The sequence below is a fragment of the Stenotrophomonas maltophilia genome, from assembly GCF_002799155.1.
GTDB classification, from domain to species: Bacteria; Pseudomonadota; Gammaproteobacteria; order Xanthomonadales; family Xanthomonadaceae; genus Stenotrophomonas; species Stenotrophomonas maltophilia_R.
This window is the reverse complement of record NZ_NERD01000002.1, coordinates 3,104,883-3,129,814: the sequence shown is the minus strand read 5'-3', so window position 1 is coordinate 3,129,814 and position 24,932 is coordinate 3,104,883. Positions and strand designations below refer to the sequence as shown.

The 24,932-nt window shown below is 66.6% G+C and carries 18 protein-coding genes and 1 riboswitch; of the genes, 10 read left to right on the top strand and 8 right to left on the bottom strand.

Annotated features, from left to right (window positions below; genetic code table 11):
• Window positions 1-4: 4 nt before the first annotated feature.
• The 5 genes from B9Y82_RS15045 to ilvC form a co-directional block, all read right to left on the bottom strand.
• Window positions 5-1,591 carry a 2-isopropylmalate synthase gene (locus tag B9Y82_RS15045; RefSeq protein WP_100473850.1) on the bottom strand — a complete coding sequence of 529 codons (1,587 nt, stop codon included), beginning with the start codon at window positions 1,589-1,591 and terminating at the stop codon, window positions 5-7.
• Window positions 1,588-2,679, bottom strand: coding sequence for a threonine dehydratase (locus B9Y82_RS15040; RefSeq protein ID WP_100473849.1), 1,092 nt, complete (start codon window positions 2,677-2,679; stop codon window positions 1,588-1,590). Before B9Y82_RS15040 ends, B9Y82_RS15045 begins: the two co-directional genes overlap by 4 nt.
• Before the next feature lie 96 nt (window positions 2,680-2,775).
• Window positions 2,776-3,027, bottom strand: a complete 252-nt coding sequence (locus tag B9Y82_RS15035) for an ACT domain-containing protein (RefSeq protein ID WP_100473848.1) — start codon at window positions 3,025-3,027, stop codon at window positions 2,776-2,778.
• The gene (gene ilvG / locus B9Y82_RS15030) at window positions 3,011-4,747 is read right to left on the bottom strand and encodes an acetolactate synthase 2 catalytic subunit (RefSeq protein WP_100473847.1); all 1,737 of its coding nucleotides are present in this window, start codon (window positions 4,745-4,747) and stop codon (window positions 3,011-3,013) included. The genes B9Y82_RS15035 and ilvG overlap by 17 nt, the downstream gene beginning before the upstream one ends.
• A 39-nt stretch (window positions 4,748-4,786) precedes the next feature.
• On the bottom strand, window positions 4,787-5,761 hold the full coding sequence (gene ilvC, locus B9Y82_RS15025; protein ID WP_014038401.1) for a ketol-acid reductoisomerase: 975 nt from the start codon (window positions 5,759-5,761) through the stop codon (window positions 4,787-4,789).
• A gap of 614 nt (window positions 5,762-6,375) precedes the next feature.
• Here ilvC and ggt point away from each other — a divergent pair.
• Window positions 6,376-8,169: a gamma-glutamyltransferase gene (ggt, locus tag B9Y82_RS15020; RefSeq protein WP_238381615.1), complete on the top strand. Its 1,794-nt coding sequence runs from the start codon at window positions 6,376-6,378 to the stop codon at window positions 8,167-8,169.
• Between the two features lie 658 nt (window positions 8,170-8,827).
• Here the strand turns inward: ggt and B9Y82_RS15010 are convergent.
• Complete coding sequence (locus B9Y82_RS15010) at window positions 8,828-10,405, bottom strand: BCCT family transporter (RefSeq protein WP_100473845.1); 1,578 nt, start codon at window positions 10,403-10,405, stop codon at window positions 8,828-8,830.
• Window positions 10,406-10,650: 245 nt separating this feature from the next.
• A riboswitch (TPP riboswitch) is annotated at window positions 10,651-10,752 on the top strand.
• A gap of 82 nt (window positions 10,753-10,834) precedes the next feature.
• Here B9Y82_RS15010 and thiC point away from each other — a divergent pair.
• The 5 genes from thiC to B9Y82_RS14985 all read left to right on the top strand — a co-directional run bounded on the left by thiC (window position 10,835) and on the right by B9Y82_RS14985 (window position 19,938).
• Window positions 10,835-12,679: a phosphomethylpyrimidine synthase ThiC gene (thiC, locus tag B9Y82_RS15005; protein ID WP_100473844.1), complete on the top strand. Its 1,845-nt coding sequence runs from the start codon at window positions 10,835-10,837 to the stop codon at window positions 12,677-12,679.
• Window positions 12,680-12,771: 92 nt separating this feature from the next.
• Window positions 12,772-13,443 carry an ion channel gene (locus tag B9Y82_RS15000; RefSeq protein WP_100473843.1) on the top strand — a complete coding sequence of 224 codons (672 nt, stop codon included), beginning with the start codon at window positions 12,772-12,774 and terminating at the stop codon, window positions 13,441-13,443.
• A gap of 259 nt (window positions 13,444-13,702) precedes the next feature.
• Window positions 13,703-16,024 (top strand): winged helix-turn-helix domain-containing protein, encoded by a 2,322-nt coding sequence (locus B9Y82_RS14995; protein ID WP_100473842.1) that lies wholly within the window; start codon window positions 13,703-13,705, stop codon window positions 16,022-16,024.
• Window positions 16,025-16,139: 115 nt separating this feature from the next.
• A complete protein-coding gene (locus B9Y82_RS14990; protein ID WP_049446610.1) occupies window positions 16,140-17,039 on the top strand; it encodes a helix-turn-helix transcriptional regulator in 900 nt (299 codons plus the stop codon).
• A gap of 49 nt (window positions 17,040-17,088) precedes the next feature.
• Window positions 17,089-19,938: a TonB-dependent receptor gene (locus B9Y82_RS14985; RefSeq protein ID WP_100473841.1), complete on the top strand. Its 2,850-nt coding sequence runs from the start codon at window positions 17,089-17,091 to the stop codon at window positions 19,936-19,938.
• Between the two features lie 222 nt (window positions 19,939-20,160).
• On the opposite strand, the gene B9Y82_RS14980 is transcribed toward B9Y82_RS14985, so the two are convergent.
• Window positions 20,161-21,282 carry an HDOD domain-containing protein gene (locus B9Y82_RS14980; RefSeq protein ID WP_014038392.1) on the bottom strand — a complete coding sequence of 374 codons (1,122 nt, stop codon included), beginning with the start codon at window positions 21,280-21,282 and terminating at the stop codon, window positions 20,161-20,163.
• A 164-nt stretch (window positions 21,283-21,446) separates the two neighbouring features.
• Window positions 21,447-21,983 carry an inorganic diphosphatase gene (ppa, locus tag B9Y82_RS14975; RefSeq protein ID WP_057497596.1) on the bottom strand — a complete coding sequence of 179 codons (537 nt, stop codon included), beginning with the start codon at window positions 21,981-21,983 and terminating at the stop codon, window positions 21,447-21,449.
• 184 nt (window positions 21,984-22,167) lie between these two features.
• Between ppa and B9Y82_RS14970 the strand changes: the two genes are divergently transcribed.
• The 4 genes from B9Y82_RS14970 (at window position 22,168) to B9Y82_RS14955 (ending at window position 24,760) form a co-directional block, all read left to right on the top strand.
• The gene (locus B9Y82_RS14970) at window positions 22,168-22,659 is read left to right on the top strand and encodes a hypothetical protein (protein ID WP_100473840.1); all 492 of its coding nucleotides are present in this window, start codon (window positions 22,168-22,170) and stop codon (window positions 22,657-22,659) included.
• Window positions 22,659-23,135: a hypothetical protein gene (locus B9Y82_RS14965; protein ID WP_100473839.1), complete on the top strand. Its 477-nt coding sequence runs from the start codon at window positions 22,659-22,661 to the stop codon at window positions 23,133-23,135. Before B9Y82_RS14970 ends, B9Y82_RS14965 begins: the two co-directional genes overlap by 1 nt.
• A gap of 84 nt (window positions 23,136-23,219) precedes the next feature.
• Complete coding sequence (locus B9Y82_RS14960) at window positions 23,220-23,720, top strand: RNA polymerase sigma factor (RefSeq protein WP_100473838.1); 501 nt, start codon at window positions 23,220-23,222, stop codon at window positions 23,718-23,720.
• Between the two features lie 104 nt (window positions 23,721-23,824).
• On the top strand, window positions 23,825-24,760 hold the full coding sequence (locus B9Y82_RS14955; RefSeq protein WP_100473837.1) for a FecR family protein: 936 nt from the start codon (window positions 23,825-23,827) through the stop codon (window positions 24,758-24,760).
• Window positions 24,761-24,932: the final 172 nt, after the last annotated feature.

Genomic DNA, 24,932 nt, shown 5'->3' with positions numbered 1-24,932 from the left:
TTTCTCAGGCTGTGGCGGGGGCGGCGGTTTCGCTGACGCTGCTGGCGGCGGCCTGGCGTTGGCGCAGCAGCCGGTTGGCGACGTCCAGCCAAGCCAGCGCGGAGGCTTCGATGATGTCCTTGCTGGTGCCGGTGCCGTCGTATTCGATGCCGTCGTGGCGCACGCTCAGGTTGGCCTCGCCGCGTGCATCGGCACCGATGCCGACGCTGTGCACGTGGTAACTGTCGAGCATCAGCTGCACGCCGGTGGCGGCCGACAACGCGCCGAACAGCGCATCCACCGGGCCGTCGCCCTGCGCGGTCTCGGCCACGCGGTTGCCGTCGGGGTCGGACAGCTCGACCAGTGCATTGGCGCGACTGCCGACATCGCTGATGGTCATCGAGGCCAGGCGATAGCCCTGTGCATTGGCACCGCCCTGCATCAGGGTCTGCAGGTCGGCATCGGTGACCACCCGCTGCTGCTCGCACAGCCCCTTGAACTGCTCGAACACCAGCTTCAGTTCGTCTTCGTCCAGCCAGAAGCCCAGCGCACGCAGGCGCGCTTCGACGGCGGCGCGGCCACTGTGGCGGCCCAGCACCATCTGTGAATCCTCCCAGCCCACGTCTTCCGGCCGCATGATTTCGTAGGTGCCGCGATGGCGCAGCATGCCGTGCTGGTGGATGCCCGATTCGTGGGCGAAGGCATTGGCGCCGACGATGGCCTTGTTGCGCTGTACCGGCATGCCGACCAGGCGCTGCAGCAGCTGCGAGGTGCCGACGATGCGCGGGGTGTTGATCGAGCTGTCCTGCTCGTAGAAGGCCTGGCGCACCTTCAGCACCATTGCGATTTCTTCCAGCGAGCAGTTGCCGGCGCGCTCGCCGATGCCGTTGATGGTGCACTCGACCTGCCGGGCGCCGCCTTCGACGGCGGCCAGCGAGTTGGCCACGGCCAGGCCCAGGTCGTTGTGGCAATGCGCACTGAAGATCACGTTGGCGGCATTCGGCACGTCGGCGACACCGGCGATGACCTGCTGGAACATCGCGCGGATTTCTTCCGGCGTAGTGAAGCCGACGGTGTCGGGCAGGTTGATGGTGGTGGCGCCAGCGGCGATCGCCACGCGCGAGACCTCGATCAGGTAGTCCAGTTCGGTACGGGTGGCATCCTCGGCCGAGAACTCGACATCGTCGATGTAGGACCGGGCCAGCGAGACGTGCTTGCGTACCGACTCCAGTACCTGCTCGCGGGTCATGCGCAGCTTGTGCTCGCGGTGCAACGGGCTGGTCGACAGGAACACGTGCAGGCGCGGGTTGGCGGCGGCCTCCAGGGCACGTGCCGAGGTCTCGATGTCGGCCTGCAGGCAGCGCGACAGCACCGCCAGGCTCAGGCTGGGGCGGCGCAGTTCGCGGCCGATCAGCGCCATCGCCTCGCGGTCGGACTGCGAGCTGGCTGGGAAGCCGGTCTCGATGATGTCCACGCCCAGTTCATCCAGCGCACGCGCCATCACCAGCTTCTGCGGTGGGCTCATGCTGCAGCCGGGGGACTGCTCGCCGTCACGCAGGGTGGTGTCGAAGATGCGGATGCGCGGGGTGGTAATTCGTTCGATGGTGGTCACAGGGAAATCTCCTCGACAGCGGGTGCGACGGCTTGCAGGGGGGAAGGGGAAGAGGTGGGAGATGCGGAAGCGCTGGCCCTGGCGGGCGAGCGCGGGGTTTCACTGCGCCGTCGCCGTGGTTTGCGTGGCGCGCGCGGGCGGATGTCGGTGAGCAGGCCGGCCAGAACGCCGGCATCGATGTTGCCGCCGGAGACCACTGCGCACTTGCGGCGGCCGGCGACGCGGCGGCCAGCGGCCAGCGCCAACGCGCCCGCGCCCTCGGCGATGATGTGCTCCTCCAGCGCCAGCCGGACCAGGGTTTCGCGCAGTTCGGCCTCGCGCACGATCACCACGTCGTCCAGCAGCGAGGTGCACAGGCGGCGGGTCAGGAAGCCGGGAATCTTCACCCGGACGCCATCGGCCAGCGACGCGACGGGGGCGATCTCGCGCACGTCGCCACGGATCGCACGCGCCATCGAGTCGACGCCCTCCACCTGCGCGCCGACCACGCGCACGCCCTGCGATTTCAGTGCCAGTGCAACGCCGGACGCCAGCCCACCGCCGCCGATCGGAACGATTACCACGTCCGGCGCGTGTGCGGCCAGCTCGATGCCGACCGTGCCCTGGCCGGCGATCACGTCGGCATCGTCGAACGCGGACAGGAAGCGGTAGCCGTGGCGTTGTGCCAGATCGACCGCGAAGGCGTAGGCCTCGTCATAGCTGTTGCCGTGCTGGCGCACGGTCGCGCCCCAATGGGCGACGCCGGCGATCTTGGTGGCCGGTGCGCCATGCGGCATCACGGTGATGGCCGGCACGTCCAGGCGGTAGGCGGCCCACGCCACGCCCTGGGCGTGGTTGCCGGCCGAGGCACAGATCACCGGCCGGGTATCGCCGCGCTCGCGGCCGGCCAGCAGCGCGTTCAACGCGCCGCGCACTTTGTAGGACCCGGTGCGCTGCAGGTTCTCCAGCTTCAGCCAGGTGCCGAAGCGCTCGGCATGGTGCAGCGGGGTGTGCGGCAGGAAGCGGCGCAGCCGGGCCTGCGCCGCCAGTACGTCGGCGACGCTTACGTCGCCGACATCGCTTTCCTGGCTGGCATCAGCGGCCGGCATGGGCCACCAGCGCGGTGCAGGCGACCGCCGCATGCGGGCACGGGCGGCGAAGAAGACGCCTCCGTACCGGCACCGTGCTCGCTACGGTACGGGTGTTCATACGGATGCTCCTTCCACGGCGGTGACCTGTACGGACACGCAGTCGTAGATCTTCTCCATCTGCCGGCACAGGGTCTCCGGCGGACGCTGTCCATCCACCACCAGCTGCAGGTGCCAGCGGCCATCGTCGGCGGCCATCGGCGCACCGGTGATCGCACGCGGCGCGAAGCCACGGCGTTCGGCCATGCCGATCACGCGCAGCAGCGCGCCTTCGGCCGGGTGCAGCACCAGGTCAAGCCGGTATTGCATTGGGGGTCTCCTGGCGGGCGTGGGCGGGATTGCTTTCCAGCATCGTGCTGTTGGCGGTGTTCGGCGGCACCAGCGGCCACACGTTGGCGCGTGCGTCGATGGCCACGTGCAGCAGCGCCGGGCCGGGCTCGGCCAGCAGCGCGGCCAGGCCACCCTCGACGTCATCACGCGCGTCGATGCGGGTCGCGGCAATGCCGAACACCTGCGCCAACGCCACGAAGTCCGGGTTGTCGGACAGGTCGATCTCGCTGTAACGCTCGGCGAAGAACAGCTCCTGCCACTGCCGCACCATGCCCAGCGAACTGTTGTCCAGCAGCACGATCTTCACCGGCAGGCGGCAGCGGGCGATGGTGGCCAGCTCCTGCACGTTCATCATGAAGCTGCCGTCGCCGGACACCAGCACCACGGTGCGATCGGGGCAGGCGAACTGCGCACCCATCGCAGCCGGCAGGCCGAAGCCCATGGTGCCCAGGGCGCCGCTGGTCAGGTGGTTGCGCGGGTGGTTGAAGCGGCAGTGCTGCGCCACCCACATCTGGTGCTGGCCGACATCGCAGGCGATCACCGCATCGGCCGGCGCCAGCTCGCTCAGGCGCTTCAGCATGGCCGGTGCGTAGATGTGCTGGCCGGGCGCGTCGTAACGCGCAGCGAAACGATCGCGATGCTGTGCACAGCGCTTGCGCCATGCGTCCTGGTGGGCCTTGGGGGAGGGGAAGGCCGCACGCAGGGCGCGGATGGCATGGCCGACATTGCCCGGCACGGCGACATCGGCGCTGCGCAGCTTGGAGATCTCGTAGGCGTCGGCATCGATGTGGACGACACGGGCGAACGGTGCGAACTCGGCCAGCTTGCCGGTGGCGCGGTCATCGAAGCGCGCGCCCAGCACCAGCAGCAGGTCGCTTTCCTGCACCGCCATGTTGGCCGCGCGGGTGCCATGCATGCCCAGCATGCCCAGCGACTGCGGGTGGTTGGCCGGAAGTGCGCCCAGCCCGCGCAGGGTCATCACGGTGGGGATGGCGCTGGCCTCGACGAAGTCGCGCAGGTCCTGCACCGCATCGCCCAGCGCGATGCCACCACCGGCGTAGACCACCGGCTTTTCGGCGGCCGCCAATGCGGCGATGGCCTCGGCGATGGCAGCTTCGGCCGGGGCCGGCGGCGGCTCGACGCTGCTCGGCACGTGCGCCGGCAGATGGCTGGCATCGGCCAGCTGCACGTCCTTGGGCAGGTCGATCAGCACCGGGCCGGGCCGGCCTTCGCGGGCGATGCGGAAGGCATCGGCGACCACGCGGGGCAGGTCGTCGACGCTGCGCACCAGCCAGCTGTGCTTGACGATCGGCAACGTCAGGCCGAACACATCCAGCTCCTGGAAGGCGTCGGTGCCCAGCAGCGGCGTGGCGACCTGGCCGGTGATGCAGACCATCGGCACCGAATCCAGCATCGCGTCGGCGATGCCGGTGACCAGGTTGGAGGCGCCCGGACCGGAGGTGGCCACGCAGACGCCCACCTGGTTGCTGGCGCGGGCAAAACCATTGGCAGCCAGCGCAGCGCCCTGCTCATGGCGCACCAGGACGTGCTTCAGCGACGAATCCACCAGCGCGTCGTAGAACGGCATGATGGTGCCGCCGGGATAGCCGAACAGCGTGTGGACGCCCTCGGCCTCCAGCGCCTGGGTCAGCCAGCGCGCGCCATTGGGCGGCGCGCTGCGATGTGTGGAAGAGTTCATGGGGGAACCTTGCAAAGCGGGTGGGGGAGGGCCGCGCGGTTACGCGGCCTGTCCTTGCAACCAGACCATCTTGGCGCGCAGTTCCTTGCCCACCTTTTCGATCGGGTGCTCCAGGTCGGCCTGCTTGAACCTGTTGTAGTTCGGCAGGCCCGCTTCGTACTCGGCCACCCAGTTCTTGGTGAAGGTGCCGTCCTGGATGTCCTTCAGGACCTCCTTCATGCGCGCCTTGGTGCCGGCGTCGATCACCCGCGGGCCACTGACGTAGTCGCCGTACTGCGCGGTTTCGGAGATGAACTCCAGCATGCGCGAGATGCCACCTTCGTAGAACAGGTCGACGATCAGCTTCAGTTCGTGCAGCACTTCGTAGTAGGCGATCTCGGGCTGGTAGCCGGCCTCGACCAGCGTCTCGAAACCGGCCTGCACCAGCGCCGAGGCACCGCCGCACAGCACCGCCTGTTCGCCGAACAGATCGGTCTCGGTCTCTTCCTTGAAGGTCGTCTGGATCAGGTTGGCGCGTGCACCGCCGAGGCCGGCCGCATAGGCCAGGGCGTACTCGGCCGCCTTGCCGCTCTTGTCCTGGTAGACCGCCCAGATGCACGGCACGCCACGGCCGATTTCATACTCGCGGCGCACCAGCGCACCCGGTCCCTTGGGCGCGACCAGCACCACGTCCAGGTCCTCGCGCGGCTTGATCATGTCGAAGTGCACGTTCAGGCCGTGCGCGAACAACAGCACCGCACCCTGTTTCATGTTCGCAGCCAGCACGTCGTCGTAGAGCTTCTTCTGCACCATGTCCGGCGTCAGCACGGCAACCAGGTCCGCATCCTTCACTGCGTCGGCCGGTGCTTTCACGGTGAAGCCATCGGCCTGTGCCTTGACCTCGGTCGGGCCGCCCGGACGCAGGCCTACCACCACGTCGAAGCCGGATTCGCGCAGGTTCAGTGCGTGGGCGCGGCCCTGGCTGCCGTAGCCGATGACGGCGATCTTGGTCTGGGGCAGGTCGTTGGTGCTCATGGGGGAGGTTCCTTGCGGTGGGAAGAAAAAAGAACGGCCGGTCGTCGAGGTGACGTGCCGGCCGGTCAGGGGAAAGCGGTGGAGGAGGCGCCGCGCATCGCACAGGCACAGCCACCACGAGGCGTCGTGGTGGTGTGGGTCCGGGTGTTGCGTTGGGCGTTGTGCATGGTGGTTGCGTCTGAAACCAGGTTCTGAAATGAAAAAACCCGCACCGGGGTGGGTGCGGGTTTTTGAAGAGTTCCGGTGTGTTTGTTGCTTACACGCTGGCTCGTCCCGCACCTGTGGGTTGGGTAATAAGTACGAGCACAAGAATCGAACGCAGCGATGCGGCGCCGATGTCGGCGGCTTCGATGTGGGTTCGCGGTGGCGTGTTGTGTTGCAGCATGTGATCGAGAGAAACACAGCCGTTTCGGCGATGTCAACCCTCGCAACGGATTTTTTATCGGTTTCCGCTGCATCCAGCGCAATCGCTTGTGGCACAAGGATGGTTGCCGCTGAAAGTGATTCGGTGAACCCGAATTCACTCCTTTCAGGGCCGCTTTTGCGCGGAATCCGGCGGATTTTGGCCTTGGTGGGGCGGACCGTGTTCCGCACCCACCCCAGGATCAACGCCCATGACCTCTGCCCGATACCGCGTGAAGGCTGCAGCGGCGAAGATCGGGGAACCACCCTTCCATCGGAACCCGACCGTGTCCCGACGCCTTGCCCGTTCCCTGCTCGCCGCCGCCGTGCTGGCTGCCGTGCCCGCGCTGTCCTTTGCCGCCGACCGCATCACCGGTCACACCTTCGCCACCCGTTCGGAGGTGATCGCCCCGCATGCGATGGCCGCCACCTCGCAGCCACTGGCCACCCAGATTGCGCTGGACGTGATGAAGGGCGGTGGCTCGGCCGTGGACGCGGCGATTGCCGCCAACGCCGCGCTCGGCCTGATGGAGCCCACCGGCAACGGCATCGGTGGTGACCTGTTCGCCATCGTCTGGGACCCGAAGACGCAGAAGCTCTATGGCTACAACGGCTCGGGCCGCTCGCCGAAGTCGCTGACCCTGGCCGAGTTCCAGCGTCGTGGCCTGAAGGACATCCCGGCTACCGGCCCGCTGCCGGTGTCCGTGCCCGGCGCGGTCGATGGCTGGTTCGCGCTGCACGACCGCTTCGGCCGCAAGCCGATGGCGGACAACCTGGCGCCGGCCATCCGCTATGCCCGCGAGGGCCACCCGGTGGCCGAGGTGATCGCCTACTACTGGGACCGCTCGGTGCCCAAACTGTCGCAGTACCCGGGCTTCAAGGAGCAGTTCACGATCAACGGCCACGCCCCGCGCAAGGGCGAGATGTGGAAGAACCCGAACCTGGCCAGCACGCTGCAGAAGATCGCCGACGGCGGGCGCGACGCTTTCTACAAGGGTGACATCGCCCGTACCATCGGCGACTACTTCAAGGCCAATGGTGGCTACCTGAGCTACCAGGACATGGCCGACCACAACGGTGAGTGGGTCGAACCGGTCAGCAGCAACTACCGTGGCTACGACGTATGGGAACTGCCACCGAACAGCCAGGGCATCGCTGCGCTGCAGATCCTCAACGTGCTGGAGGGCTACGACTTCTCCAAGATCCCGTTCGGTTCACCGGAGCACGTGCACCTGTTCGTTGAAGCGAAGAAGCTGGCCTTTGCCGACCGTGCGCGCTTCTATGCCGACATGGCGTTCCAGCCGGCGCCGGTGCAGAAGCTGATCTCCAAGGAATACGCCGCACAGCGCCGCGCGCTGATCTCGATGGACAAAGCGCTGAAGGAAGTGCAGCCGGGGACGCCGAAGCAGCTGGAAGAGGGCGACACGATCTACATGACCGTGGCCGACGCCGACGGCATGATGGTGTCACTGATCCAGTCCAACTACCGCGGCATGGGCAGTGGCATGGCGCCGCCGGGGCTGGGCTTCATCCTGCAGGACCGTGGCGAGATGTTCGTGCTGCAGAAGAACCATCCCAACGGCTACGCACCGGGCAAGCGGCCGTTCCAGACCATCATCCCGGCCTTCATCACCAAGGGTGGCAAGCCGTATGCCAGCTTCGGCGTGATGGGCGGCGCGATGCAGCCGCAGGGTCATGCGCAGATCGTGATGAACCTGGTGGACTTCGGGATGAATCTGCAGGAAGCCGGTGATGCGCCGCGCATCCAGCACGAAGGCTCGACCGAACCGACCGGGCAGGCTACGGCAATGTCCGATGGCGGCGAGGTGAATCTGGAAACCGGGTTCCCGTATGAAACAGTGCGTGCGCTGATGCGCAAGGGGCATCGCATCGTGTTTGCCGATGGTCCCTATGGCGGGTACCAGGCGATCATGCGTGATCCCGACACCGGGGTTTACTACGGTGCCTCGGAGAGCCGCAAGGATGGGCAGGCGGCGGGGTATTGAAGTTTCCCGCCCACCAGGCTGAGCCCCCTCTGCGGTGTCGGTTTAGAAGCTGGATTGCGTGATTGGGCCGGGCGGGTGGATTGTCTGGGGGACGCCGTGAATACGTCCCTGTAGGCTCGGTCGCCGCATCCATGCGGCTCACGCCCCCAGCCAACCCACCCGCCCGGCCACGGACAGTTTCCGTGTCCGTCACCGCAGGAAAAGAAAAAAGAAGAGCAAGAGCAAAGGCAACAGCAAGAGCAAAGGCAACAGCAAGAGCAAAGGCAACAGCAAGAGCAAAGGCAACAGCAAGAGCAAAGGCAACAGCAAGAGCAAAGGCAACAGCAAGAGCAAAGGCAACAGCCGCGCGCTTTGGGTTGGGGGCGGATCCGTTTTCCAAAGGAAAACGGATCCGACCCCTTCCTGTTTTCCGATACACCTCATCCACGCATGGCGTGGAAAACCCACCGTCACACGGAAACTGTCGGGGGTGGGTCGGTGTGGGCCGGCAGGACCGTTGGCGCCATGGATGGCGCCATCGAGCCCCCAGGGACGGGTTTACGGCGTGTCCTGCCGGCCCACACCGACCCGCCCAACCAACAGCAACCCAGAGCCGCCGTTGAAGTTGCTGTTGCTGTTGCTTGAGAAAAGCAGTGCAGCCGCAGGCTGCAAAACCCCCTCAATCCTGATCGTGCGCGCGCGCGGCCTCCGCCTGGGTCTCCTCCTGCGCCGCCATCTCGCGTGCGATCCAGGCATCGATCATGTGCCGCTGGCGCTGCGCCTGCCGCCGCTCACGCGTGTACTCCTGGTCCAGCACCCGGTACAGCGACACCATCACCAGCACCATCAGCAGCGCGAATGGCAACGCCGCGATCGTGATCATGCCCTGCAGTGCATCCAGGCCACCGGCCAGCAGCAACGCCGCTGCGATCAACGCCACCGCGATGCCCCAGGCCAGCTTGCGCTTCAACGGAGGATCGCCTGCTTCGTCAGTGGACATGCTGGCCAGCACCAGCACCGCCGAGTCGGCCGAGGTCACGAAGAAGATCATCAGCAGTACCAGTGCGATGCACGACAGCAGCAGCGGCAGCGGCATGCTGTCGAACAGCGTGAACAGCACCGTCTCGTAGCCGTTGCCCAGCGCCTGCACCAGATCGGCATGGCCGAAGATCTGCGCCCACAGCGCGGTGCCGCCGAATACCGCGAACCAGAAGAAGCCCAGCAGTGTCGGCGCGAGCACCACGCCGATCACGAACTCGCGCACGCTGCGCCCGCGAGAGATGCGTGCGATGAACGACCCTACGAACGGTGCCCACGAGATCCACCAGGCCCAGTAGAAGATCGTCCAGTCCGCCACCCAGGTGCTGCCGGAGAACGGTGACATGCGCAGGCTCATCGTCACCAGCTGGTTGAGGTAGGAGCCCAGCGTGGTGGTGAACGTATCGAAGATGAAGCCGGTCGGCCCCAGCACCAGCAGGATGGCTGCCAGCAGGGCAGCCAACGCCAGGTTGAAGTTGGACAGCCATTTCACACCTCGCTCCACGCCACTGGCGGTGGACGCCATGTACAGCACGAAGGCGACCGCAATGATGGTCATCTGTACTGCGACGGTAGCCTGCACGCCGAACACGCGCTCGATGCCGGCGGCGATCTGGATGGTGCCGAAGCCCAGCGTAGTCGCGACACCGATCGCCGTGGCGACCACTGCCGCGATGTTGACCACGCGCCCGGTCCAGCCGCGATGGTGGCGGCCGATGATCGGCTGCAGCATGTCGCTGACCAGGCCGCGGCCGTTGCGGTTGAACTGGAACCAGGCCATCGCCAGGCCGATCAGCGCGTAGATGGCCCACGGGTGCAGGCCCCAGTGGAAGAATGCATAGCGTATCGAGGCGCGTGCCGCATCCATGCTCTGCGGAGCAAGCCCTTCCGGTGGCTTGCTGAAGTGCGAGATGGGTTCGGCGGCGCCCCAGAACACCAGGCCGATGCCCATGCCGGCGGCGAACAGCATCGACATCCAGCTGGCCCGCGAGAACTCGGGCTCGGCGTCTTCGCCACCGATGCGCAGGTTGCCGAAGCGGCCGAAGGCCAGGTACATCAGGAACACCAGGGCCAGGAACACCACCAGCAGGTACAGCCAGCCGACGCTGCGGATGACTTCTGCCAGCATCGACTGCACCACGGCATTGAAGGGGCCCGGTGCAACACCGGCAAGCAGCACCAGCAGCAGGACCAGTGCGATGGAAACGCGAAACACCATGAAGGAGCTTCTCCGATCAAGGGATTGAGGGGAGCGAGCAGAGCTTGCAGCGAAGGGCCGGCGGCATGCAGCACGAGCCGGGCAGGGGCCGCGAAGACGGCGAAGGAAACACCGGTCGCAGCGACACGATGCGCGTGCACGTTACTGAACGCGATGTCATGGTTCCGTTAAAGCCAGTGCGGCAGATCCACGCCGGGCGTGGATGAGCGGTACTGGGGCCAAGCGCTTTCTGTGCTCTAATGCACATCAAGAAGCGGGGGTACCGCGGCCAAGCGGCCACGGTTGAGACAGTCCCTTGGAACCTGATCCGGCTCATACCGGCGTAGGGAAGCTTTGCAGTGCAGCCGTGCCCGGACTCCGCCCAAGGACCGTCCGTGCGCGGGCGCAGTGCGCCGCCGCTTCGTCCCTGACCTTCCTGGACGATGCCCGATGAACGCACAGCTCTCCGCCCTGCAGCAACAGGCCCAGCAACTCTCCGAATCCGTGACCCGGCCCATTCCCGGCTCGCGCAAGATCCACGTGCCCGGTTCGCGTCCGGATCTGCAGGTGCCGATGCGCGAGATCGCGCTGACCCGCACGCCGACGCTGTTCGGAGGCGAAGAGAATGCACCGGTCACGGTCTATGACACGTCTGGCCCCTACACCGATCCGGACGTGCGTATTGATCTTTCCGCGGGCCTGCCGGCGCTGCGTCGCGGTTGGGTGGAGGAACGCGGCGATACCGAGCAGCTCGACGGCCTGAGTCCGTCGTTCGGCCGCGGCCGCGAGCAGGATCCCAAGCTCGATGCCGTGCGGTTCCCTGCGCGCAGCCTGCCGCGCCGTGCACGGGAAGGCGCGAACGTCACCCAGATGCACTACGCGCGCCGCGGCATCATCACGCCGGAAATGGAATTCGTCGCCATCCGTGAGAACCAGCGGCTGGAAGCGATCCGCGATGCCGGCCTGCTGCAGCAGCACCCGGGCGAGGCGTTCGGGGCTTCGATCCAGAAGATCATCACGCCAGAATTCGTGCGCGATGAGATCGCGCGCGGCCGTGCGGTGCTGCCCAACAACATCAACCATCCGGAAAGCGAGCCGATGATCATCGGCCGCAACTTCCTGACCAAGATCAACGCCAACATCGGCAACAGCGCCGTGTCCTCGGGCATCGCCGAGGAAGTGGAGAAGCTGGTGTGGGCGATCCGCTGGGGCGGCGACACGGTGATGGACCTGTCCACCGGCAAGCACATCCATGAGACCCGCGAGTGGATCATCCGCAACTCGCCGGTGGCGATCGGTACCGTGCCGATCTACCAGGCGCTGGAGAAGGTTGATGGCCGTGCCGAAGCGCTCACCTGGGAGATCTTCCGCGACACGCTGATCGAGCAGGCCGAGCAAGGCGTGGACTACTTCACCATCCATGCCGGCGTGCTGCTGCGCTATGTGCCGCTCACTGCCAAGCGCGTGACCGGCATCGTCAGCCGGGGCGGCTCGATCATGGCCAAGTGGTGCCTGGCGCACCATGAGGAGAACTTCCTCTACACACACTTCGAAGAGATCTGCGAAATCATGAAGGCCTACGACGTGACCTTCTCGCTGGGCGATGGCCTGCGTCCGGGCTGCATCGCCGATGCCAACGACGCGGCGCAGTTCGGTGAGCTGGAAACGCTGGGTGAGCTGACGAAGATCGCCTGGAAGCATGATGTGCAGACCATGATCGAAGGCCCTGGCCATGTGCCGATGCAGCTGATCAAGGAGAACATGGACAAGCAGCTGCGCGAGTGCGGTGAAGCGCCGTTCTACACGCTGGGCCCGCTGACCACCGATATCGCACCGGGCTACGACCACATCACCAGTGCGATCGGTGCGGCGATGATCGGCTGGTTCGGCACGGCCATGCTCTGCTACGTGACGCCGAAGGAGCACCTGGGCCTGCCCAATCGCCAGGACGTGCGCGACGGCATCATGGCCTATCGCATCGCCGCGCATGCGGCCGACCTTGCCAAGGGCCATCCCGGCGCGCAGGTGCGCGACAACGCACTGAGCAAAGCGCGCTTCGAATTCCGCTGGGAAGACCAGTTCCACCTTGGCCTGGATCCGGAGAAGGCCAAGGAGTTCCATGACGAGACGCTGCCGAAGGATGCGCACAAGCTGGCGCACTTCTGCTCGATGTGCGGCCCGCATTTCTGTTCGATGAAGATCACCCAGGACGTGCGTGACTACGCCGAGGCCGGCATGAAGGAGAAGTCGGAAGAGTTCCGCGCTGCTGGCGCCGAGGTCTACCGCCAGGGTTGATGCGGAAACGGGGGTGCCGGCCGTTGGCCGGCACTACCGCTCATCACGCTGTACCCCGCTATGCTCCGTCCATCGCCCAAGGGAAGGACGCCATGCCCGTTGCCATGACCACGCGTTGGCTGGCCATTGCCCGCCGCCATCCTTCGGCCTGGTTGCTGGGCGCGCAGTTGCTGGCGGTGATGCTGTATCCCGCGCTGGATGACACCGCCGCGGGCCGCGCGGCACTGGGCATGTTCGGCATGGCGGTACTCGGCCTGGCGCTGTGGGTGGTCCAGCGCAGTCCGCTGGGTACGTGGCTGGCGCTGCTGCTGGCCATCCCCTCGGTGGTGTTCTCGCTGGCCGGAGCTCTGCTCGACCGCACGGCACTGCTGACCACCGCGCAGTTGCTGGAGAGCCTGCTGTACTTCTATACGGCTGGCGCCCTGATCGCCTACATGCTCCAGGACCACAAGGTCACCCGGGACGAACTGTTCGCCGCAGGCGCGACCTTCACCCTGCTGGCGTGGGCATTCGCATTCGCATTCGCCGTGTGCCAGCAGTGGTATCCGGGCAGTTTCCAGGGCACCGGCGGGGGCGGGCAGCGCAGTTGGATGGAACTGCTTTATCTCAGCTTCAGCTTGTTGTCTGGAGTCGGCTTGAGTGACGTGGTGCCACTGCATCCACAGGCACGCGCACTGGTCATGCTGGAGCAGTTTTCCGGCGTGATGTACGTGGCTTTGGTGGTTTCGCGACTGGTCGGATTGACCATGCTGCGGCGCATGTGAAAATGAACGCCAGATAAAAATTTCGCGCCCAAGAGGGCGCGAATGGTGTCGCAAATTATGTGAATGCGTCGGCGAGAGAGAGCCTGATGTCGACCACGCGATAGGCGAGGTAACCTGCATAGGCTAGTATTCGCGCGCTCGATTGTTTTTGCGGTATGCGCCGATGCTTTGTGCGGAGTCTGGCTTTTCGCTGTTCCCAGGACGGGGCGGTATCGAAGGCAAACACTGCCCGGGACCTGTCTCAACTGTGTAGCAGAAAATGAACAGCAGCGAAATCCAGCCCCCCGTATCCGATCGGATACGGATAGGAGAGTGCACCGTCACTTTGTCCTCGCGCGAAGTCGAGGTCGTTGGTGCACGCCGCCCGCGCCGGCTGACGCCGAAGGCGCTGGGCGTGCTGCGCGTGCTGCTGCGGCAGCCGGGCCGCGTTGTCACCCGCGACGAGTTGTTCGCCGAGGTGTGGCCGGACACGCTGCCGACCAACGATGTGCTGACCCAGGCCGTCACCCAGCTGCGCAAGGCGTTCAGCAACGACGACGACAACGGCCAGGCCTATATCGAGACCATCGCCAAGACGGGCTATCGGCTTCTGGTACCGGTACAGGTGCTGGACGATGCGGAGCCATCGGCCTCGGCAGGGTCTGACGACGAACGCGTGGATGTGCAGCCGGTACCGGCTGCTGCTGTGCCGTCCCCGCGTGCGCAGGAATCGCGCCGCCGCTGGCGCCATGTCCGCCGCCGCGTGCTGCTGGCGCTGGGCGTGTTGATGCTGGCCACGCTGCTGGTCATGACAACGCTGCTGCTGCGCCGCGCTCCGGCCAGCAGTTCACCGGTGGAGGCTGCCGTGGAGAACGGCACGCGGGTGATCGGCAGCCCGCAACGCCCCTATCGGTTGATCACCGCGACCAGTGGCTTTGAAACCTATCCCACGCTGTCGCCAGACGGTTCGCTGGTGGCATATGAGGGCGCCAACGAAGATGGCAACGGTGGCGGTGCGATCAAGGTGCAGACCTCGGGCAATGCGCCGGCGCGCCAGTTGCTGGTGCCGCCGGCCGGTGCCGTCGATCGATTCCCGAACTGGTCGCCGGACGGTCGCGAGATCGCCTTCGCACGGTTTTCCGCCGACGGTGGTTGCCAGGTGCTGATCGCCAGCGCTACCGGTGGCGCACTGCGCCAGGCCACGCGCTGCGATGGCACCGAGCTGCTCAGCTTTGACTGGACGCCCGATGGTCGTGGCCTGGTGTTCGGCAGCATGGTCGGGCGCTACGCCCACCGTGGCATCCGCGTGCTCGACCTGGCCAGCGGCGAATGGCGCGCGCTGGCCTACAGCGTCGACCAGGATGACTTCGATTACGCGCCGCGTTATTCGCCGGACGGGCAATGGCTGGTGTTCGTGCGCAACCCGCAGCTGGGCGATCTGTGGCGGGTGCCGGCCGCGGGCGGTACGCCCGAGCAGTTGACCAACGAGGCGGCAGAACTGCGCGGCTGGGCCTGGCTGGACGACGGCCGCACCATTGTGTTCGGCCGCCGCGTCGACAGTGAGGCGCGGCTCTACTACCTGGACGTCGAGCGGCACACGCTGCGCGATGCCGGCCTGGATGATGCGCAGTGGCCGGCCGTGTCGCGACGCGGTGGCATGCTGGCCTTCGTCCACCGGCGCGCGCAGTTCGGCGTGTTCAAGGTGCCGATGCAGGGCAGTGGCGCGCCTGAGCGCCTGTTTGCCTCCAGTGGCCGCGATGGACAGCCGATGGCAGCGCCCGATGGCCGCCAGCTGGTCTTCACCTCGGATCGCTCCGGCAGCTTCGCCCTATGGTGGGCCGACATGCAGCGACCGGATTCGCTGCGCCCCATCGAAGGCCTGCGGCCGGAAGCGCGGCAGGCACCGGACTGGTCGGCCGACAGCCGCCAGTTGCTCGTGGTTGGCCGCGACGCGCACGGGCGCACGGTGGTTTACGAGATCGCGCCACGCGATGAACGCCTGCAACCCTTGCCGGTACCGGCCGAACAGCCGCTGCAGGCGCTGTATGGCGCGTCGCCGGAGCAGCTGTTTGTGGTCGAACGCGATGCCGACCAGCGCACCCGTTTGAGCCTGTTCGACCGCAGCACCCAGCCGTGGCGCCGGTTGGCCAGCATTGACGGGGTGTCGCAGGCGCGCTTCGACCGCAGCAGTGGCCGCGTGTTGTTCACCCGCCTTGCCGCCGGTGGCCTGTGGTCGGTCGATGCGGCGTTGTCGTCGGGCAGCGTGCAGCAGATCAGCGATGACCGGCCCAGCCGCTGGCGATACCGGGCCTGGACCGTGGCCGGCAACAGTGGCATCGGCTACCTTGGAACCTCGACGACCTGTGGCACCACGCTCGTGCGCATCCAGCCCGGCCGCGAGGAGCCCGAACGCTGCCTGGACGCCGAGCGGCTCAGCGCGGGCAACGGGCTCAGCGCCAGCACTGACGGACGTGACCTGTTCGTGGCGATGGCGGTCAGCGATGGCGCCGACATCGGCGTGATGCGGTTGCCCGAACGCCCGCCCGCACTGTTCCCGGCGTTCTCCAAGTTGTTGTTGTTCAAGGGAAATGGACCTTCGTAATTTCTTCGTCAGGATCTCGTCGCGAATTCGTGGCGATCTCGTCTGACTTTCCTGACGCGGTGCCGCCTGATTAGGCAAAACGGAGCCCTGTACTAGGCAAATCCGTGGTGCCCCCATGCGTCAACTCTCGCTGGCCGATCGCGGCCAAACCGTCTCCCTGGACCGGTCGCTCGATGATGTCGCGCCGACCTGCCTGGGTGTGGCCCGGCTGGGCAGCCTGCAGACCGCCGGCTCCAGCTTCACCGTCTGGATGCAGGTGCGTGGCAGTTCGTGGGTGGAAGCCAAGGAAGGACGCTTCCGCCTGCGCCAGGGCGAGTGGATCGCCTTCGAAAAGGAATCGCGGCCGTTGGTGCAGGCCGGTCGCAACGGGCTGTGCGTCGGCCTGAACCTCAACGTCGAAGCACTTCGTGTGCTGACCGAGATGGCCGACTGCGGCCTGTATGCCGGTCGTGGCCGCATGAACCGCAGTGACGCCCGCGTGGCACTGCGCCTGTGGCGCGATGCGCTGGCCAGCGGCCAGCCGGCCCAGGCCCTGCGCCCGCTGCTGCTGCACCTGGCTGGCCTGCAGCGTGGCCTGGCCGACAACGTGCAGCGCTGCCCGGGCCGCTCGCGCAGCCGCAAGCGCCAGGTGTTCGGCCGCATGCAGCGTGCGCGCCTGTACCTGGAAGGCAACAGCCACCGGGTGGTGCGCATCGGCGAACTGGCCGAGCTGACCAACTTCTCCAGCTGGTACCTCTCCAAGACCTTCCAGAGCCTGTACGAGGAAAGCCCGCAGTCGCTTTCGGCGCGATTGCGCCTCGAGCGCGCCGCCGACCTGCTGCGCGACACCGACATGATGGTGGGCGAGGTCGCCGCCGCCAGTGGCTTCGACAACTGCTGCAGCTTCGCGCGTGCGTTCCGCGCCCGCTACGGCCAGTCCGCATCGCGCTTCAGGGAGAACGGCGGCTTGCTCCCGCCACAATCCGCAAAGTCTCCGGTTGGTTCGCGCAAATACAGCGCTGCAACGCAATCGTAACGTGCTGGGGTGTTTTAACACGCTGCTAACACGTACCTTGGAGAGATAGATGAACGTTCGTAATCCCGCAGTGCGGTTCGGCTTGCTGCCGGCCGGCATTGCGCTGGCGCTGGCGCCGGCCTTTGCTTCGGCTCAGGAAGCAAAGGGCACCACCGACCTGGACCGCATTTCGGTCACCGGCTCGCGCATCCGCGGCGCCTCGGTGGAGACCCAGCAGCCGATCCTGACGATGACCCGCGAATCCCTGGAAAAGCAGGGCTTCTCGAGCGTCGCCGACGTGCTGAACAACCTGACCTCGGCCGGCTCCCCGGCCATCTCGCGTTCGGAGTCGCTGGCTTCGGGCGAGAACGTGGGCGGTTACTACGTCGACATCCGCAACCTGGGCGCCGAGCGCACCCTGGTGCTGATGAACGGCAAGCGCCTGGGCGCTTCCACCTCGGGCCTGCAGGACCTGAGCCAGATCCCGATGTCGGCCGTTGAGCGCATCGAGATCCTGAAGGACGGCGCTTCGTCGATCTACGGTTCCGACGCCATCGCCGGCGTGGTCAACGTGATCACCCGCAAGAACTTCGACGGCGGCGAAGCCAACGTCTACGTCGGCCAGTACGGCAAGGGCGACGGCGACACCGAAACCTACTCGATGACCCTCGGTGCCCGCGGCGAGCGCGGCAGCCTGACCCTGTCGGCCGAGTACTCCAAGCAGGACCCGGTGTGGGCCAAGGACCGCTGGTACAGCCGTGACGGCTCGCTGGGTCCGAACTCGACCTCGGCTGACTGGAGCCCGATCAGCCAGAACGGCAGCTGGTGCAACCCGGCGCTGTATGACTGCAGCAAGTCGAGCGCCGTGTGGCAGACCCTGAACCCGGGTGGCAATCCGAAGAACCCGAACGACTACCACGCGATCACCGAAGACGAGTTCGCCAACTCGAACGAGCAGATGACCCTGCTCACCGGTGTGAAGCGCAAGTCGGTCTACATCAACGGCACCTACGACTTCACCGATTCGATCAGCCTGAACACCGACGTGCTCTACAACGAGCGCCAGACGTTCCAGCAGATCGCCGGCTACCCGTACCAGTCCGCTTCGAAGTCGATCAACACCCCGTTGTCGGCCGCCAGCGCCTTCAACCCGGTGGGCCAGGACGTCAGCTTCCGCCGTCGCCTGTGGGAAGTGCCGCGTACCACTGACAGCCAGCTGAAGACCCTGCGCTTCGCTCCGACCCTGACCGGCTTCTTCGAGCTGGGCGGCAAGACCTTCGACTGGGATGTCGGCGCGCTGTGGAACCGCAACGAGTCGATCAAGAGCAACCGTGGTGACATGAGCCTGATCGGTGCACGCCAGGCGCTGGGCCCGTCGTTCATCGATGCCGGTGGCGTTGCCCGCTGCGGTACCGCCGCCAACCCGATCCTGGGCGACTGCCGTCCGTGGAACCCGCTGCTGCCGTACGGCGTTGATGGCCAGGGCTCGCTGGCGAACCAGGAGCTGCAGGACTTCCTGTTCCCGGTCTTCACCACCCGTGGTGTCACCAAGACCACCAGCTTCACCGCCAACCTGTCCGGTTCCATCGTGACCCTGCCGGCCGGTGACCTGGGCTTCGCCCTGGGTGTCGAGCACCGCAAGGAAGAAGGCAGCTACGTGCCGGACGCCTTCGCACAGTCGGGCCAGTCCACCGGCCTGGGCCAGAAGCCGACCCGCGGCGAATACGATCTGAATGAGGTCTACCTCGAACTGAACGTGCCGCTGCTGGCCGACATGGCCTTCGCCAAGGAACTGACCCTGAACGTTGCCAGCCGTTATTCGGACTACAGCAACTTCGGTGGCACCACCAACAGCAAGTTCGGCCTGACCTGGCGTCCGCTCGACGAGCTGCTGGTCCGCGGCACCTACGCCGAGGGCTTCCGCGCTCCGACCATCAGCGATCTGTACGGTGGCCTGAGCTCGAGCTTCGAGTCGTACATCGATCCGTGCGGCGTGAAGGCTCCGGGCAGCGTTGCCGGCAATGCCGCGTGCTCCGGCGCAGGCGTGCCGGCCAACTACGTGCAGCTGGGCCAAGGTGGCAAGGAATGCTCGACTCTGCCGTGCCAGTCGGGTGACCAGTTCATCTCTGGTGCCAACCCGAACCTGAAGCCGGAAACCTCCAAGAGCACCACCTTCGGTCTGGTGTGGAGCCCGCGTTGGGTGCAGGGCCTGGACCTGTCGCTGGATTGGTACAAGTACGAAATCAGCGACATGATCATCGCTGACAGCGTTGACCGCATCCTGCGTGACTGCTACGTGCTGGGCAATGCCGATCGCTGCTCGAGCGTGACCCGTGCGGCTGACGGCCACGTCAGTGCGATCACCTACGGTACCGCCAACCTCGGCAAGATGAAGACCGAAGGTTACGACCTGGGCGTCAAGTACCGCCTGCCGGAACTGGCCATCGGTCAGTTCAGCATCGACTGGACCACCAGCTACACCTCCAAGTACGACGAGCAGGGCCAGGACAGCGCCGGCAACAACATCATGATCGGCCGCGTCAGCGAGCCGGGCCTGTTCCGCGTCCGTTCGAACCTGGGCGTCAACTGGCAGTACGGCGACTTCGGTGTGAACTACACCGCGCGCTACTACTCCGGCATGAAGGAAAGCTGCATCTCGCTGGACGACGGCTGGTGCGATGCCCCGAACCACATGGCCAACGGCGAGAGCGATCCGCTGCGTCACACTGGCTCCAACACCTTCCACGACCTGCAGGTCAGCTGGAAGGCGCCGTGGGATGCAACCGTCGCCCTGGGCGCGAACAATGTGTTCGACCACAAGGGTTCGCTGCAGTACTCGGCTCCGAACTCGGCGTTCGCCTACTACGGCGGCTTCGACGTGGGTCGCTTCCTGTACATGAAGTACACCCAGCGCTTCTGATCCATCGAAGTGCGGTAGCAACAGGAGGAGGGCGGACCGCAAGGTCCGCCCTCTTTTTTTCTGCGAAGAGTCCGCCAGCAGTGCCTGGCCAGCGGCAAGCCGCCGGTCATCCGCCGGTCGCAGTGCCGTCGTTGCGTGCAGGACGGCCTGCGGGACCCGCAGATGCAGAAAGGGCGCACCTTGCGGGTGCGCCCTCTGCCCTTCGGCAATCGTGCAACGCGCTCAGGCGTCGCTGGGCACCAGCCCCATCAGCGCGTTGGCGTGTTCGCGCCATTGCGGCAGCTTGTTCAGCACGCCTGCGCGCTGCAGGTAGTCCTCGTCCACCGGATCGCCATTGACCAGCGCCAGGGCCACGTGCACCGCGCCGGTCACCCAGAAGCTGCGGGTGTTGGCACGCTGCGGCTGCAGGTGGAATGCCACCGCTTCGATGATCGGCATCGGCAGGCCCCACAGGCCCAGCAGGTAGGCGCCGGCCTCGGCATGGCCGGGGCGGGTGTCACCGGCCAGCGAAGGCTCGCTGCGCTCGTTGCGCACGCCCGGCAGCAGCAGGCCGATGTCGGCCAGCAGCGCGGCGGTCGCCCCCAGTTCGGCACTGGATTCGGGCAGCAGGCGTGCCGCCAGCCGCGAAGCGAGCAGTGCACGCTGCTGCAGCGAGTTGCGCTCGGCGGCCGACAGCGTCGGTGCGGAGAACACTTCGCTGGCCAGCACCAGGTCGCGCAGCGTCGCCAGGCCCAGCCGGGTCACTGCGGTGCGCAGGTCGGCAATGGTGCGGCCCTGGCTGAAGAACGCGGAGTTCGACAGTTGCAGCACCTTGGCCGCGATCGCCGGATCGGCGGCGACCAGCTTGGCTACATCGGCGCTGTCGGCATCGTCGTCATGCTCCAGGGCCTGGGTCAGGCTCAGGTACAGGTGCGGCGGCGAGGGCAGCTTCTCGATACGGCCGATGGCATCGCGCAGGCGCGGGCTGTCCAGCACTTCGCGCAGTTCTTCCAGGCTGGTCAGCGCCTCCAGCAGCACTTCCGGCGCCAGCGGCAGCGGCAGGAAGCGGTGGGCAACACCGATCAGGCGCGCCGGCGGTGGCCGGTTGCCATGCTGCGCATCGACCAGCGCGATGCGGATGGTCTCCGGGCGCAAGGTCCGGATCTGGCCCAGCAGCGTGGTGGCATTGAGATCGGGCAACTGCGGGCAGACGATCACCGCGTCCACGCCCTGCGTGGCCACCGCGGTCATCGCGGCCTGGCCATCGGTGGCGGTCAACGGCTGCCAGTCTTCCCCAAGATCGGCAATGAATTCGGTCAGCTCGGCCGGCAGGCTGGCTGCATCCCCAACAAGCAGAATACGCACGACACATTCCCCTGGCTGTCTCGACGATGGATGTCGATGACGTGTGAAGTGACGCAATTTACCTAATACGGCAGCAAGAGTGATGTGCCGTCGTCATGAAACGTGACCCGCATCGCTCCGGCAGGGTACCGCCGGAGCGATCCGGTTCAGGCTCAGGCTCAGGCTCAGGCCTTGCTGTCGAGATGGCGCTGGTGCGCCTCGACCAGGATCTGCTTGGCCTCAGCGGCGCCGCCCCAGCCGTCCAGCTTGACCCACTTGCCCTTCTCCAGGTCCTTGTAGTGCTCGAAGAAGTGGCCGATGCGCTCCAGCCAGTGGCTCGAGACCTGGGCGATGTCTTCGACGTGCGCATAGCCGCTGAAGATCTTCGAGACCGGCACGGCCAGGATCTTCTCGTCGCTGCCCGCCTCATCGCTCATCTTCAGCACGCCGACCGGACGGCAGCGCACGACCGAGCCCGGCACCAGCGGCAGCGGCAGCACCACCAGCACGTCGGCCGGATCGCCATCGCCACACAGGGTGCTCGGCACGTAGCCGTAGTTGCACGGGTAGCGCATCGGGGTGGACAGGATGCGGTCGACGAAGATCGCGCCGGTTTCCTTGTCCACTTCGTACTTCACCGGCTCCGAGTCCTTCGGGATCTCGATGATGACGTTGATTTCTTCCGGCGGATTCTTGCCGGGCGAGACGAGTTCCAGACCCATGGTGTGCTCCAGGTGGGGGATATAGACGGACAGCTCACCATTTTATGCCTTTGCCGGGCGCTGTGCAGGGGGAGGGCGCCGACCCGCCCGCGCGGCAAGGCCTGACGGGGCACTACGGCCTGGGCTGATGGGGCCGGGGGGCGTGCTGGCGCAGGCTGGATGCCCATTTCCAAGGAGTCCTGCCATGTCCTGGTATGCCCGATGCATCGGGGCCGTGCTGTTGCTGGTATCCCTGCCTGTCCTCGCCCGCGGCCTGCACGTGGACCTGATCGATTACCCCGCGCCCGAGGCCAACTGGGAACGCGCCTATGGGTTGGAGGCCGCCCTCGTGCGTGAATTCGACAGGCTCTGCGGCGATACCTGGTGCGAGGGGGAGTACAGCAACTACCGGGTGATGGAGTTCCGCTGCGCGGTGCTGGCGCATCGCGGGACGGTGCAGCGATGCGTGTGGGTGGTGGCGGCCAGCGAGCTGGTCGTGCAGGCCGACACGGGTGAAGTGCAGGTCGACAATGGTCGTTGGGCCTGTCCGGTGGAGCTGCAGCCGGGTGTGCCCGTAGAAGCCTTCCATGCTTCGCTGGAAGCGCCCGATGGTCTGACGGCCGCTCTGCCCGGCCTCGACCATGGCCTGTTCGATGCACTGCCGGACTGCATCCGGAAGACTGGGAGGGTGGGCTGATGCGCATCTTCCCCGCCCGATGGCTGGCCTGTGGGCTGCTGATGGCAGCGGGCGCCCAGGCAGCGCCGCCCTATGTGGATGCCCGTGACCATCCCGATCCGGCGGCCGGCCGCGAGCGCTTCCTTGCCGCTGAGCGCCTTTTGGTGCGCGGCTTCGACGATATCTGCGGCGACACCTTCTGCGAAGGGCAGTACTACAACCTCCGGTCCATGCGTCTGCGCTGTTCGGTGCATCGAACCACCGGCGTGGTGGGTAGCTGCATCTGGACCTTCGCTGGAAGCTATACCCAGGTGCAACAGACCGGGCAGATCAACGTCGACCATGGGAGCTATGCCTGCGTGCTCCCGATTGCACCGGGAACCCGTCTGACCGAGCTGCTGGCTGTGTGGGATGCAGCAACCGGGTACGACGCCCTGCATGCGACGCTGCCCGGCACCCGGACCCATGTCTATGACGGGTTGACCGACTGCCTATGACCCTGCGGATGATGCGAACGTGACTGATTCGCATTAACGGAGTAGCATGCGCGGCGGCTCCCGTCTGTCGTCCCGGCTCCGCGCATGTCCTCCAATGCCGTCTCCCTCACCGAACTGCTGATCCGCGAGCGGCCAGCGCTGCTGCGCCGGGTGCAACGCATCCTGGGGGGCGACAACGGCGCCGAGGACGTGATCCAGGCGGTGTGGTTCAAGGCCCGTGGGGTCGATGACAGCCAGGCGATCGACAATCCGCGCGCCTACCTGTACCGGCTGGCCGCCAACCTGGCCACCGACCACGGCCGCGAGTCGACCCGACGCAACCGCCTGCTGGCCGATCACTACCTGTGGGGGCCGGATGAGGCGATTTCGACCGAGGAACAGGCGATGGCGCAGGACGAGCTGCAGCGGGTACTCGACGCGGCCGGCCATCTGCCGGAGCCGACCCGCACCATCTTCCGTCTCAATCGACTGCAGGGCCTGACCCAGGCCGAGATCGCGCGTCGCCTTGGGGTATCGGTGACCACGGTGGAGAATCACGTACGCGCCGCGCTGCAACGCCTGGCCTGGGCGCGCAGCGGTCGATGATCGCGCCAGCTTGGGGCTGGCCTTCGCGCAAACGTCTTGATCACTGGACCGTGGATGCGGTCTAGTTCCCCCGCCCGCGCTTGAATGCGCCTGCCCGCCAGCCGATGAGCCCGCCAAACACACTGCCCGCCGCCAATGACGACGCCCTGGCCGAACAGGCCCGGGGCTGGATCGCGTGGCTGGCCTCGGGGGACATCGGCGAGGGGCGCATGCGCGAGTTCGAGTGCTGGCTGGCACAGCCGGGGCACCGTCGGGCCTTCGAGCAGGAGCGCGCGCTGTGGCGCAGTGTGGGGCCGCGCCCGCAAGCCACGCCGGTCGAGCGCCGTCGGCCGCGGCGGCTGCGCTGGGCGGTGGCCGCCGCGGCGGCACTGGCGGTGCTGGTGGCGTGGCCCGAGGCCTGGTTGCGCCTGCAGGCCGACCATCGCAGTACGCATTTCGTGCAGAGCGTGCGACTGCCCGATGGTAGTCGCGCCGTGCTGGATGCGGACAGCGCGATTGCCGTGCGCTTCGATGCGAACGCGCGCGAGGTCGAGTTGCTGCGAGGTCGTGCCTGGTTCGAGGTCACTGCGGACGCACAGCGGCGCTTCAGCGTGCGCGCCGGCAATGGCGTGGTAGAGGACATCTCGACCGCGTTCACCGTTGCGCGGGGCGATGGCCGGGTGGAAGCCCAGGTCGGGCAGGGCAGGGTACGTGTGGCCAACCCGGTTGACGGTGGCTGGACCTACCTGCAACAGGGCCAGCGCGCGGCCTATGGTGAGCACAGCGGTGTAACGCGACTGGCGGACCTGGCGGCCGACAGCGTCGGCGCCTGGCGCCAGGGCGAGCTGCTGCTGGAACAGGCCCGCGTCGCAGATGCGGTACAGAGGGTGGGCCGCTATCGCGCTGGCCCGACCTTCGTGCGTGGTGATCTGTCGCAGCTGCCGGCGGTCAGTGCAGCATTGCGCATCGACCGCCCGGAACAGGCACTGGATGCGCTGGCTGCGACGGCCGGATTGCAGGTGACCCGGCTGCCGCTCGGCGTGGCCATCGTCCATCGGTAGATCGACGCCATTCCCCCTGTGCCGACCAACGGTCGGCACCCACCACTGCAACCGGCCGACCAACGGTGGGCACCCACCACTGCAACCGGCCGACCAACGGCCGGCACCTGCCGCGACCGCAATTGCCCTTGGGGTTGCCACGATTTCATCCGTCTTAGTCCGCGAACGTACC

Bases quoted from the DNA above. Each gene is read 5' to 3' on its own strand.
- B9Y82_RS15040 (WP_100473849.1), bottom strand. From the start codon at position 2,679: ATGCCGGCCGCTGATGCCAGCCAGGAAAGCGATGTCGGCGACGTAAGC.
- B9Y82_RS15035 (WP_100473848.1), bottom strand. From the start codon at position 3,027: ATGCAATACCGGCTTGACCTGGTGCTGCACCCGGCCGAAGGCGCGCTG.
- ilvG (WP_100473847.1), bottom strand. From the start codon at position 4,747: ATGAACTCTTCCACACATCGCAGCGCGCCGCCCAATGGCGCGCGCTGG.
- ilvC (WP_014038401.1), bottom strand. From the start codon at position 5,761: ATGAGCACCAACGACCTGCCCCAGACCAAGATCGCCGTCATCGGCTAC.
- ggt (WP_238381615.1), top strand. From the start codon at position 6,376: ATGACCTCTGCCCGATACCGCGTGAAGGCTGCAGCGGCGAAGATCGGG.
- B9Y82_RS15010 (WP_100473845.1), bottom strand. From the start codon at position 10,405: ATGGTGTTTCGCGTTTCCATCGCACTGGTCCTGCTGCTGGTGCTGCTT.
- thiC (WP_100473844.1), top strand. From the start codon at position 10,835: ATGAACGCACAGCTCTCCGCCCTGCAGCAACAGGCCCAGCAACTCTCC.
- B9Y82_RS15000 (WP_100473843.1), top strand. From the start codon at position 12,772: ATGCCCGTTGCCATGACCACGCGTTGGCTGGCCATTGCCCGCCGCCAT.
- B9Y82_RS14995 (WP_100473842.1), top strand. From the start codon at position 13,703: ATGAACAGCAGCGAAATCCAGCCCCCCGTATCCGATCGGATACGGATA.
- B9Y82_RS14990 (WP_049446610.1), top strand. From the start codon at position 16,140: ATGCGTCAACTCTCGCTGGCCGATCGCGGCCAAACCGTCTCCCTGGAC.
- B9Y82_RS14985 (WP_100473841.1), top strand. From the start codon at position 17,089: ATGAACGTTCGTAATCCCGCAGTGCGGTTCGGCTTGCTGCCGGCCGGC.
- ppa (WP_057497596.1), bottom strand. From the start codon at position 21,983: ATGGGTCTGGAACTCGTCTCGCCCGGCAAGAATCCGCCGGAAGAAATC.
- B9Y82_RS14970 (WP_100473840.1), top strand. From the start codon at position 22,168: ATGTCCTGGTATGCCCGATGCATCGGGGCCGTGCTGTTGCTGGTATCC.
- B9Y82_RS14965 (WP_100473839.1), top strand. From the start codon at position 22,659: ATGCGCATCTTCCCCGCCCGATGGCTGGCCTGTGGGCTGCTGATGGCA.
- B9Y82_RS14960 (WP_100473838.1), top strand. From the start codon at position 23,220: ATGTCCTCCAATGCCGTCTCCCTCACCGAACTGCTGATCCGCGAGCGG.
- B9Y82_RS14955 (WP_100473837.1), top strand. From the start codon at position 23,825: ATGAGCCCGCCAAACACACTGCCCGCCGCCAATGACGACGCCCTGGCC.